8 protein-coding genes are annotated in these 12240 nt (G+C 54.2%); 6 read left to right on the top strand and 2 right to left on the bottom strand.

The window, feature by feature from the left end; translation table 11 throughout:
• Positions 1-34 precede the first annotated feature (34 nt).
• From GSQ81_RS08420 to GSQ81_RS08410, 3 genes are read left to right on the top strand one after another with little or no spacing between them, the layout of a single operon-like run.
• A complete protein-coding gene (locus GSQ81_RS08420; protein WP_158910337.1) occupies positions 35-1684 on the top strand; it encodes a hypothetical protein in 1650 nt (549 codons plus the stop codon).
• 55 nt (positions 1685-1739) lie between these two features.
• Positions 1740-2891, top strand: a complete 1152-nt coding sequence (locus tag GSQ81_RS08415) for an amidohydrolase family protein (protein WP_158910336.1) — start codon at positions 1740-1742, stop codon at positions 2889-2891.
• Between the two features lie 54 nt (positions 2892-2945).
• The gene (locus GSQ81_RS08410) at positions 2946-4019 is read left to right on the top strand and encodes a peroxiredoxin family protein (protein ID WP_158910335.1); all 1074 of its coding nucleotides are present in this window, start codon (positions 2946-2948) and stop codon (positions 4017-4019) included.
• An 82-nt stretch (positions 4020-4101) separates the two neighbouring features.
• Here the strand turns inward: GSQ81_RS08410 and GSQ81_RS08405 are convergent, their stop codons facing one another.
• Positions 4102-5634 carry a hypothetical protein gene (locus tag GSQ81_RS08405; protein WP_158910334.1) on the bottom strand — a complete coding sequence of 511 codons (1533 nt, stop codon included), beginning with the start codon at positions 5632-5634 and terminating at the stop codon, positions 4102-4104.
• 638 nt (positions 5635-6272) lie between these two features.
• Here GSQ81_RS08405 and GSQ81_RS08400 point away from each other — a divergent pair.
• The 3 genes from GSQ81_RS08400 to GSQ81_RS08390 all read left to right on the top strand — a co-directional run bounded on the left by GSQ81_RS08400 (position 6273) and on the right by GSQ81_RS08390 (position 10912).
• The gene (locus GSQ81_RS08400) at positions 6273-7682 is read left to right on the top strand and encodes a DoxX family protein (RefSeq protein WP_158910332.1); all 1410 of its coding nucleotides are present in this window, start codon (positions 6273-6275) and stop codon (positions 7680-7682) included.
• Positions 7683-7726: 44 nt separating this feature from the next.
• Positions 7727-9364, top strand: coding sequence for a hypothetical protein (locus GSQ81_RS08395; RefSeq protein ID WP_158910331.1), 1638 nt, complete (start codon positions 7727-7729; stop codon positions 9362-9364).
• Between the two features lie 96 nt (positions 9365-9460).
• Positions 9461-10912, top strand: coding sequence for an NAD(P)/FAD-dependent oxidoreductase (locus GSQ81_RS08390; protein ID WP_158910329.1), 1452 nt, complete (start codon positions 9461-9463; stop codon positions 10910-10912).
• Positions 10913-10914: 2 nt separating this feature from the next.
• On the opposite strand, the gene GSQ81_RS08385 is transcribed toward GSQ81_RS08390, so the two are convergent.
• Positions 10915-12102, bottom strand: coding sequence for an amidohydrolase family protein (locus tag GSQ81_RS08385; RefSeq protein ID WP_158910328.1), 1188 nt, complete (start codon positions 12100-12102; stop codon positions 10915-10917).
• Positions 12103-12240 lie beyond the last annotated feature (138 nt).

The following is a 12240-nucleotide window of genomic DNA, read 5'->3' as shown; positions in this document are numbered from 1 at the left end:
TACGCACCCACGCAACTTACTAAGGAGTTGATCGATGTCAACAGCTACAGTGATTCATACAGATTCGGTATTCGAGTCGGAGCTGGCTTCCAAGGTGGGAGAGCCGCGTTTTCAGCCATGGGCGGCCTGGGAAAGATTTTTGTTTCGCACGGGAACGATCTTTGTAATCCAGATGATCGCGCCAATTCGGCTTCAGAACCTGAAAGGTATGGTCCGGTTCACTCCAGGCGGTAATTTTGTTGGTCCGGTTGGCATTCACTATCTGACGCCGACTGGCGAAAGCGGACGCTGGGGGCTTGGAGGTTTCGTTAACTGGGGCATATCGCTGTTGATCGCGTTGGCTATCGCTGGAATCTGGACCTGGTTGGCGAGGAACAGCAGACGTAAGGAATATACGGTCGCATATTACTGGCTCAGCCTGTTCGTGAGGTACTGGACGGCAGTGAGTCTTCTTCACTACGGATACGTAAAGGTCTATCCAAACCAGATGCCGTTTCCGTCGTTTGCCAATGCCCATACTGCAGCTGGAGATATCGCGCCTTATCGCTATTGGTGGGCGATCGTTGGCCTGTCGACGTGGTACCAAATATCGCTTGGCGTAACGGAAGTGTTTGTGGGAACGCTCTTGTTCTTTCGGCGTACCCTGGCCCTTGGATCTCTTCTGACTCTGGGCGTTGTAGCGAGTGTGGCTTATGGAAACTTTGCGTATGACGGCGGCGTGCACGTTCTTGCCACGGAAATTGCCTTGTTTGCCGGCTTCCTGCTTCTGCCATACCTGCGTGATACTTACCGATTACTTATCAAGAGGGAAGATGTTGTTCCTTCCTACTACCATCCTGTATTTCGAGTGAAGTGGCAGAGGTATGCCTTCACTGGCTTCAAGTACGTCGCATGGGCGCTTCTTATTCCGGTGTCGTTCTACAACAACAATCATCACTACCTCTATACGAACCAAAGCAAGGAGCCGCGCGCCCCCGGACTTAGCGGAGCAAAAGGCTATTACAACGTCACTGAGTTCAAGCTTGATGGCAAGGACGTGCCTTACTCTCCACTTGATCCAGTGCGATGGCATGATGCGACGTTTGAGGATTATCCGACGTTTACCTTCAAGGTGGACAAGCCGCTTCCTATCCGCCTTGAAAATGGTGGGCAGGGAACTTGGGATGCGCAGAAACGGTACGAACTCGCAGGTTATTCCGGTGGTAGAACCTATCTACACTACGCGCTCGACGAAGCGAATCAAACACTCACGGTGCAGGACAAAAACGCGGATGCTTCCACTCGCAACGCTGACGATGCTCGGGGTACCCCCGCGCTTCTAGATTCGTTTTTCAAGCGGGATACGGGCGCCGATGCGAAGCTTAAGCCAGATCATAAGCAGGGTGCAGGTGGCGGGCGTGGCGGAAAGGGCGCGAATCGAAAGGACGTTCAGAAACTGGTATGGCACTACACGCGTCCTTCGCCTACGCGCGTCATTCTTACGGGCAACACCTTTGATGGCCACGAGTTCTATGCTGTCCTGGATCGTCTCGATGAGAATCAGGCAATTCACATCTCGTCGCCCGTTCAGGGGGAACCTCTGATCTATGGATTGCCATTCAGCCGCAGATATCCGGTGACACCGGCGAGTTTCGACGGCACAGCTGATTCGGCTAACCAGGAGCAAGCGGTGAATCGGCCTTAACGCCAAGCGTGGCCGATCCGTTAGTTCATTCAAACCCCATCTGAAGGAGTCATTCTTGAAATTCAATCGTCGGAAGTATCTTAAGGCCGGCCTCTTGACGGCACTAAGCAGCTCACTTCCTTTTCCCAGGGTAAAGGCAGAAGAAACGGCTGCTCCTGCCGCGGATGGCGCGCAGCATGACGGTATCGTTGACTGGCATACGCACTGGTTTGCGCCTTCGGAACTCGCGCTCCTGAAGAAGCGAAAAGAGGCTCCGCGCTTGGTGGAAGAGAGTGGTGATCGCTACATCCTTACGCCGAGCAACGCTACGGGTTTGGGCGGAAAGTTCCATGTTCTCGAAAGACACACAAATCTCGAAAGCCGTATTCCTTATCTCAAGAAGAATGGCGTCAAGCGGCAGATTATTTCGTACACCATTCCCATTGGTTACGACTCTGTTGTTTCTGCCCCAGAGATGAAGGAGCTTCTGCGTGGCTTTAATGACGACCTTGCTGCCGTTGTGCGGAAGCACCCGGATGTTTATTCAGGTCTTGCCGGGCTGACAACGACAGACGTCGCCTGGTCGGCTCAGGAGCTAGAGCGGACGCATCGTGAACATGGTTTCTATGGTGGTTCGCTGCCGCTCAATGCGTTTGCCACGGTGGAGGGAGCTAGGCATCTGGCACCCATCTTCGAGGTTGCACAGAAGCAGAAGAGCCATCTGCTCATTCATCGTGGAGCAGCAAGCCCGGATATTCCAGGTCAACCGACTTACGTAGTTCCGAAAGATAACGAGCCCGCACGCCGAGGCCTGCAGACGGACTCGCAGTTAGCGGCGGGCGCCATCACGCTCGGTCTTAGCGATTTCCTTGACGCTTATCCTGACGTAACGGTGCAGGTAATTATGCTTGGCGGTTTTATTCCGTATCTTGCGGAAGAGATACGGGAGGCAACGCAAAGAGACAATACTCCCGATCCGCTCCAGCGACTTCGCCGCATCTATTTCGATCCTGGCCCATACTCGGTTCTGCAACGTTCGGTCGAACTTGCCGCGGAAACCTTCGGCTCGGACAGGATACTTTTTGGTTCCGACTATGGTCCTGCACCGGCGCTGGAGCCAGCCATCAGCAAGATTGGCGGATCAAGCCGATTGACGGCAGAAGATAAGCGCAACATATTCTCAGCCAACGCGAAGCAGCTATTGGCTAGACACGGCATCGCTAGTTAGCGCTGCTTCTTCAAGCCTTCACCACAAACAATCAAGACAGAAGATAGGAGTGATATGAATAAGCAAATAAAAGCCGGAGGAAGTCTTCTTGCTCTCGGAGTTTCCGTTCTCGCGTTCGTCATACCTGCACGTGCGACAGAACCTGGTCTACAGCCTGGAGCTGCGGCGCCGGGGTTCACTTTGAAGAACCAGGACGGGAAAGCGGAGACGCTGAAATCACTTGCGGGGCCGAACGGGCTGCTGGTGTTGTTCAGCCGCTCTGCGGACTGGTGTGGTCTTTGCAAGTCTCAATTGCTCGATCTGGAATCGGCCCGCGATGTTTTCAAGGCCAAGGGAATCAATATTGCTTCGATCACGTATGACTCGCCCGAGGTCCTGAAAGCCTTCGCGACGCGGCGTGACATCCACTTCAGCCTGTTGTCTGATCCAGACTCGGCGACGATCAAGGCTTTCGGCGTGCTCAATCCGGAGGCCAAGGGCTCACAGGCGGGGATCGCGATTCCGAATTATTTCCTGATCAGCCCTGAGGGAAAGATTCTCAATCGCTTTCCTGAAGGGCAGCCTGAACAAAGAGCCACGGCAAGTTATCTGTTTGAATCTGTCTTTGGTTCCGGAACTGCGAGGCCTTCCACCATCGCTGTCGTGCCAGAGACTCCTCATCTGCATGTCAAGCTCTCTCAGTCCGACATCTCCGTAGCGCCGGGCTCTCGTACACGGCTCACGATTACGCTGGATGCAGGCAAGGGAGAGCACCTGTACGCGCCGGGTGCGGAGGCTTTTGGCTACCACCCCATTAAGCTCACCCTTGACCCATCAGATCTTTATCAGTCGAGTCCGGTTGCGTACCGCTCTTCGACTATCCTCGAGTTCGCAAGCCTGAAAGAGAAAGTCCCGGTCTTCGAAACTGGCACACAGATTAGCCAAGATGTGTGGGCAGTCGGCGGAGCAAAGAACAGTGCCGTGTTTACGGAGAATCCGGACCTGACGATTCATGGGGTACTTGAGTATCAGGTATGCACGAAGACAACCTGCTTTGCGCCCGCGAAGAAACAAGTCTCCTGGAAGTTGCGGGTTTTGCCTGGGAACTTCGATCGCGTCCGCGTGGCCGAAGCTCTGCAGAGAAAGTAGTGAAGGAATAGAGTCGCTGGTCTTCGCCTCATCCGCGGAAGGTAAGTTTGCGGGAGGCGAAGGCCAGTGACTGTGTGTAGACCTAGTGAACGTGAGACTCGGGCTGAACGGCATGTTGGTCTGCCGAGGCGGGAGCAGCGACGTAGCCGGAAACACCTGTAGCTTTGAGTCCTAGAACAGAAGGCGTCCGGTTTGGAGTACGCAACAGTTCCTGTTGGAAGGCGGCTGCGGCTGCGGCCTTCTGGCCCACTTGGGATAGAAGCTCCGCGTAGAGCTCGGTTGCGGGCTTGATGGGGTCTGGTGGACCGGATGGCGCGTGCAATGCGAGCTCAAGCGTGGATGCTTCCTTCGCAGTTGCGAGAGCTTTCTCCGCATGGTCTTGTTGCGACTCGATTGCAGCATCGATCTCTCTCTGCATGATGATGAGGGGCTTCGCCGAATAGGCCGCGTCACCCTTCTGCACAGTTTGAGAGAGTGTCAGCAGGGCCGCGGAAGCTTGTCTGGCAAGGTCAAAGTTCTTGGTGTGCGCCGCACTGTAACCAACGATGAAGAGCCAGGGCCCTGTTGGTTTGAACCCTTCAGGAGTCAGAGGCAGGTCGACCCACTTTTGTGTTTCGAGAACCTGGCGTGCCCACATGTTGAGGTAACCCTGTGTGACGCCCGCGTTGTCTGGGTTACGTAGAACGGCTGCATGAGCGGCTTCGAGGTTCGCCTTGGCGTCATCATAGTTGCCGAGCATGAGGTTGGCGTACTGTAGCCATGAGAGCGTGTGAAAGTCTTCACGACCCTCGGAGACATGAAGACGCTTCACGATGCCGATAGCAGAGGCATACGCCGCGGTGTTGGACTCGCGAACGTCATCCCATAGCCCGAGCTGGACGAAGATGTGAGATGGCATATGGAGCGCATGTGGCGCGTCAGGAGCGATCTTTGCATAGCGTCGGGCCGCGGGGAGAGCAAGTATCGCGAGATCCGGATCATCAAATGCGTGAATGATGAAGTGGGCCGCGCCAGGATGGTTCGGATTTCGTGAAAAGATGTCGAGAGCAATCGAAGCTGCCAGAGCTTGACGGCGGTATCCCGTGTCGCTGGGGCGCACGGTTCCAAGTAGAGAAAGCGAATAGAGGATGGATATTTCATCATCTTCGGGCCAGTGTGTATGTAACTGCGCCATGGCGTCGGAGTAGGCAATGTCGCGTGCGAGTTTATCGCCTGGCGCATTGAATAGCTTCTCCTGCGCTTCAAGAAGCGCTCGTTCTTTCGGTGTACCGGCTTTTGCAAATCTTTCTTCCGGCGTCGGAGCGAGGCGTTTTAGAACTGCCTGCGCCGCGGGCAGATCCTGCTGTGCCCACAGAGGATGATTGAAGCTCATGGCCTCTCCCCAGTAGGCAAGCGCAAACCTGGGATCGGCTTTCTCTGCGTTGCGAAAAGCGACGGCAGCTTCGTCGAAGGCAAAGCTATGAAGATCCTTTACGCCTTCCAGGAAATAGGGTTGAGCTTGGGGATTGGCGGAGGTAGGAAAGGTGATGTTGCCAAGATTCTGTGCGTTCAGCGATCCCGTCAGAGTGCCGAAGCTGAAAAGGGTTAGCAAAGTAAATCGGGGAAGACGTGTCAAAGGACTCTCCTGGAGTAAACAAACGATTTGCCCGCGCAATGATGCGCCTGCTGGAAATTGATTTCAAGGGAAATTGTTGGGCGACAGCGACCTGGTGGTTGCTCGTAAAGACAGCGCCAGAAGGCGTTTCGCCGCGCTGCACCACGGGTAGTCTCGTCAGAAAGGGAAATGGGAACTAACGACAACAGAAGCGTAGCGATGACGCATCGCAGAAAATGAACGCGCACAGACCGCGAAGAGATAGGTTTCGCATTGTGGTGGAAGTCGATATGCCATTCATTCTTGCTGAAGATAGAGACACGCTTGTCGAAAGTCAACTCGCAGATAAATTGCTTCTATTTGCGGAGAGCGTCAAGCGCGCTATCTATCTGCGATATTGCGAGAAATACTTGCAAACATGCAGCGCTTGCGGTAATGTTGCACCTATTCATGCGTTTTTCCAACCCAGTACGTCGCGGTTGTTGTCGATAGAGCTTCTCTCTGAAGCTGCTACGACCCTCACGTTTTGCGTGAAGTGAAGCAGGCGAATCCCCCTCAAAAATAGTGTTTAGTTCAGCCATCGGTATTCGTGGTTGGCTCTTCAGCACATACCCTCAATCTCTGCCGCAGCTTTCGTCGCGCGGCCATGGAGTTTTATCTTGTCCAATTCATCTGACTACACGCGCGCCAATGACCATTTCAGCGATAACATTCCAGATTTTCCCATTACGGAAGTGCTCGACAGCGGACCGCATATGGAGTGGAGTCCGTTCAAGAAGATCGCCTTCCGGATTAGCGCCATCTTTTTCGCACTGGCTTTCGCGGCCCCGTTGGATCGGAAGTTCTGGCGAGAGCTATTTCATACCAACTTCCTGCACTTTCAGGACCTCTTCCGACTGACGGCGGCTATTCCGCAATACTTTTACGCTCCCAAATGGGGTTTCGCCAGCTTCCGAAATCTCTATCTACTGCTGCTGATCGCTGCGCTGGGAGCTGCACTTTGGAGCTATCTGGATCGCCGCCGGAAACAATACGACGATCTCTACTACTGGCTCCGGGTGATCTTGCGGTACAGGCTGGCGATCGGTCTTATTGGGTATGGCCTTCTGCAGCTCTTTCCTTCGCAGTTCCCTAAAGCAACGCTCAGTGATCTCCACACGAATTACGGAGATTATTTGCAGTGGAAGCTTTACTACCTGACGAACGGCGTAGCGCACGCCGGCTATGAGCAGGCAATCGGATTGCTTGAGGTTCTTGGGGGTGCGCTGCTTTTGTGGCAAACCACAGCTACCATCGGCGCCATCATCTCGGCGTCGTTGCTCTTCAATATCGTTTTGGCGAACATCGCCTATCAGCTCGGCGATCATGTGTACGCGCTGCTTCTGCTTCTCGCCACGTCTTTCCTGTTGGCGCATGATACTGAGCGGCTCAGCAACCTGCTGATCTTTCAACGCCCTGCGAAAGCCGATCATTTCAGACCCACGCTACCCAGCGTTCGAGCGCAGAAGCTGCGACTGATAGGCAAGTTCGCTGTGGTCGTTTTTCTTGGCTTCTACGCCGTGTCAGTCTCCTACGGCTTTTTCCGTTCCAACTGGCCCCTACCGGATACGAAGGGCACACTAAAAGATGCTGCGGGTTACTACAACGTTCGTGAGTTTGAGGTGAATGGCCGCGCCATTCCGTACTCGCTCACTGATCCGGTGCGTTGGCAAAACGTGGTCTTTGAAAAATGGAACACGATCAGCATTCGCAGCAACCGGCCTTTGCCGATTGAAGTGGCAAATCCCGTGATCGCTTATGGGGAAGACCAGCGGAAGTATGAGTTTGCCGGCAACGGAGGACGCAGATTCTATAGCTACTCAAGCGATTCTGCAAACGGAACGATTCAGCTCCAGGGAAAGAATGATCCGCATGAGCATATTGGTTTCCAGTACAAGTATCAGCCCGGTGGGTCTCTCTTGCTTACGGGTGTTGACGAGAACGGAAATGCACTACGCGTAGTGCTCGAAAAGATCGACAAGAAGTATCTCCTCATACTCGGTCGTCGAAATCCGCTCACCATTTACTAGGAAGCAACGAACTCGAACTCGAACGAATTTCGTAAGGAGTCAAGATGGCTACGATCACCGTTACTGCCCCGCCGCAGAGCTTGCAGTCCCAGGAAGCTCAAGAGCTGGCACGTCAAAGGTTTGCTCCGTGGACCGCGTGGCAACGAGTATTGTTTCGTGTTGCTCTGTTGTTCACGGCTCAACTGACGTTGCCTTTTAAAGGGCAGTTCTATCAACGTCTTGTCCAGATTCGCCAATTGCACGATATCTATGGCGTCGCAGGTTCAGGTGGCGGGATCGCGTACGTAACTCCTGCAGGAGAGAGCGCACGCTGGGGCCTTGGCAGCTTCACGAACTGGGGCATCGCATTGCTTATTGCGATTGCGCTCGCCGGAATCTGGACCTGGTTTGCGAGAAATAGCAAGCGGAAGGAATACACCGTCGCCTACTATTGGCTGAACTTTTTGCTACGGTATTGGGTCGCCTTCAACATTCTGCACTACGGCTATCTGAAGGTCTATCCGGACCAGATGCCTTATCCATCGATATCGAATCTCCATACGCTAATTGGGGAAACAGCTGCATATCGATATTATTGGGCGATCATTGGCCTTTCGACCTGGTACCAGATCGTTCTCGGCTGTGTTGAAGTGCTTGCGGGTAGCCTCCTGTTCTTCAGGAGGACGGCAGCGTTAGGTGCACTTCTGAATCTGGGAATTCTTTACAACGTTGCGCATGCCAACTTTGCGTATGACGGCGGTGTTCATCTCTTGAGCGCTGAGATTTCACTGCTAGCAGGCTTGCTACTGGTGCAATACATACCGGATATCTACCGCCTCCTGATCAAGAAGGAGGATATCGTTCCGAGCTACTATCACCCTGTTTTCAAGGTAAACTGGCAGCGCTATACCTATAACGGAATCAAGTATGCCGCATGGATTCTCTTTATTCCGCTCTATTTCTATAGCGACATCCATCACTATCTGTGGACGAATGCGAGCAAAGAACCCAGAGCCGAAGGTTTGAAGGGGACAAAAGGCTATTACACCGTTACGGAATTCAAGCTCAACGGTAAAGAGCTTCCGTATTCCCCTCTGGATCCGGTGCGCTGGCACGATGTGACGTTTGAAGACTACCCCACGATTACCTACAAGGTGGACAAGCCTCTCCCAATACGCCTGGAGAACGGTGGTCCTGCGACGAAGGACGCAGAGAAGCACTACGAACTCGCCGGATTCGCGGGAGGTAGAACGTATCTTCACTACGACCTGGACGAGGCGAACCAGACCCTCACAGTGCAGGACAAGAACGCGGACGTTCGGTCCCGAGATCCAAACATGGTGCTGGGCGCACCTCCTGCAAAGAAGAGCTCAGACGATGCTGGGGCCGACTCGGCATCTTCAGATAAAAATAAAAAGGGTCGTGGCGGAAGGGGTGGTAAAAAACAGGACGTAGTGAAATATGTCTGGCACTATAGCCGGCCTTCCGATTCGCGCATCATCCTGACAGGAAGCACTCCGGATAAGCAAGAGTTCTATGCTGTCCTGGATCGTGTCCAGGAGAATCAGGCAATCCACGTTGACTCTCCCATCCAGGGTGAGCCGCTCGTCTACAGCAGGCAATTCGGACGTAGATTTCCCGTTCGTCCGAAGAGCTTCGACGGCACGACAGATACGCCAAATCGCGACCAGGACAAGCAGTAGGTCTTTGCATTGCTAACGCTAACGTAGAAGAGAGCATGAGCCCGCGAAGCCAAATCTTCGCGGGACTTTGCATGACGGATGGCAGGTTTGAATCGAATGGCAGGAAATCTCGAAGGGGCCGTAGTCGTAGGAGCGGGCCCGAACGGCCTGGCTGCGGCCATCACTCTACAGCGAGCAGGAGTGCAGGTTCGGTTATTGGAAGGGCGATCCACGGTTGGTGGAGGCATGCGCACTGCGTCTCTTACGCTGCCGGGGTTTCACCACGACGTGTGTTCCGCGGTTCATCCTATGGCGGTGTTGTCGCCGTTCTTCCAAACGCTTCCTCTCGAACGTTATGGTCTGCAGTTCATCGATCCTCCGGTGCTGGCGGCTCATCCTTTCGATGATGGCAGTGCAGCGCAGCTTCTGCAGTCTTTCGATCGGACTGCGGAGCTTTTGGGGAGAGATGGCGATGTCTATAGACGATTAGTTGGCAGCTTATTGCCCTTATGGCCCGTGATTGCTGACGATGTACTGGGGCCGCTGGGGCTGCCATCGCATCCAATCGATCTTGCACGGTTCGGGCTGAAGGCGTTGTCGCCGGCTACGTTGCTCGCAAAGCTATATCACTCGGAACACGGCAAAGGTTTGTTTGCGGGGATGGCCGCACATTCTATGCAGCCGCTTTCTAGCTTCTCCACCTCTGCTATTGCGCTTGTACTTTCTGTGGCGGGACATCTTCGCGGTTGGCCAATCCCACGAGGAGGTTCGCAATCCATTGCGGATGCGATGGCTAGCTATTTCCTCGATCTTGGCGGTGTTATCGAAACGGATGTCCAGGTAACCACTCTTGCCGAGTTGCCGAAGCGGCATGTAGTTCTACTTGATTTAGGACCGCGGCAATTAATCGCGGTCGCAGGAAAAGATCTGGCCCCCGGTTATCTCAGACAGCTGGGCCGCTTCAAGTATGGTCCGGGCGTCTTCAAGATGGATTGGGCTCTTGCTGGCCCCATTCCGTTTACTGCTGACGCTTGTCTCCATGCGGGAACCGTTCACATTGGAGGAACGTTTGCGGAGGTTGCGACTTCTGAGGAGGATGCTAACCGTGGTCGAATTTCCGAAAAGCCATTTGTTTTACTCGCGCAGCAGAGCCGCTTTGACCGGACGCGAGCTCCTGACGGGAAAGAGACAGCCTGGGCCTACTGCCATGTTCCCAATGGCTCGACAGTGGATATGACCGAAGCGATCGAGCGTCAGATAGAACGCTTCGCGCCGGGCTTTCGAGATCTCATTTTGGCGCGACACACGATGCAGCCAATCGAGATGGAGAGGTATAACCCGAATTACATCGGAGGAGACATCAATGGCGGCGCGATGAATCTTGCTCAAATATTCGCTCGCCCGGTAGCGAGGATATCGCCCTACAAGACCTCACTGGAGGGAGTGTATCTTTGCTCTGCCTCAACGCCCCCAGGTGGCGGCGTTCATGGGCATTGTGGGTATCATGCCGCACGCCAGGCTTTGAAGGATCACTTTCCCGACCATGCCGGGAAAGTGATCGCCTCTTAGCGCTAACTCTTCTCGAAGATCAGCTTCGCATTGCCTGAAAAGATCAGATCTTTCTCCCGAGTGCTTATCTGCGTTTGTTCGACAGCTTCGACGTAAGGAATGATCGAACTCTGCGGACCGTTGTCAGACCCGAATACGATTCGGTCGGCGCCGAATACTTTGGCCGTATGCGCGATGTTTTGGGGCCCTCGGCCAAACTGGCCGGTGTCGTAATACAAGCGTCGCAACCTTTGCGTTGTATCTTTCTGGCCCGCTGCTTCTTGCGCAAACTGGATTTGCTCCGCGACGAAGGGAATTGAGCCACCAATCATGGCAATCTGAACCGTCACGTCAGGATAGGCATCGAGGAAGTCAGAGAGTGCCAGAGTGATGACGCCTGCTGCAAGGTGTGTGCTGCTTATCAACGCGGCCCTGGCGATCGTGTCATCTCCCGGAACTGGCTTAGGTCGCTCATTCGGACCATCCGAGGAAGCAAGTCCAAAGTAGCTGTTGGTTGCGCCTACCTCTGGCGTTTCACTTGGCACGTTCGCGCTGGAAAGTCCACGGTGAATGAAAATGTGGCTTCGATGCTTTTGTGCCACGGCGAATATTGGAGCAAGGAATTGAGCTCCTGCGAGGCTAATAAAAGCGTCGAGTGGCAGAGTTCCACCGGAAAGTCCAAGCTCTGCGTGCGCACGCTCGAGTTCCGCAGCTGCGGCGACCGGCTCCGCGGTGGGCAAGGTTGCTAATCCGGAGAAACGGTTCGGGTATTTCTTCACGACATTCGCAAGGTCATTGTTTTGGGCACGCCAAAATGGTCTTGCCTCCTCGGTAGAGAGCTGGCCATCGTAGGTTGCACCCGTCCAGGAGAGAACCTGTCGCTGCACGCCGGCTTCATCCAGGTGGCGGAGACGTGCGTCAATATCGAACCATGATGAGGATTGCGGACGTTCTTTGCCCGTTGCATGCGTGCCCCTGTTGATGAGAATCAATTCGCCTTTCTCGTTGGTTGTGTAGAAAGGAGCCGTAGTGCGTTTCTTCAGCAGCTCTACGACCGTGGGGCCGGTCCAGTGAGCATGTGTATCGATAATGCCTTTGCGTGTTGTTGTGGAAGGCTGAACTGGTTCTTTGGCGCTTGTAGTGAGAGGTGCGAGAGTGGCGGCGGCAGCGCTTAGCGCCGCGGATTGCAAAAAATTTCTGCGTGTCGACATAGTCTTCCCTTGGGGGTTTTTCATTTGCTGAATGGATCAGGGGCAGGAGCTATACGAATCTGTATCAATGGAGATGCCGCGACCTGCTGGGACGCAGCTATTCCACACTCGTATTTCCTGATTGGAGAGAGAAAGTGC

The organism is Granulicella sp. L56 (assembly GCF_009765835.1).
In the GTDB taxonomy this organism is placed as follows: Bacteria; Acidobacteriota; Terriglobia; order Terriglobales; family Acidobacteriaceae; genus Edaphobacter.
This window is presented reverse-complemented; position numbering and strand designations above follow the sequence as displayed.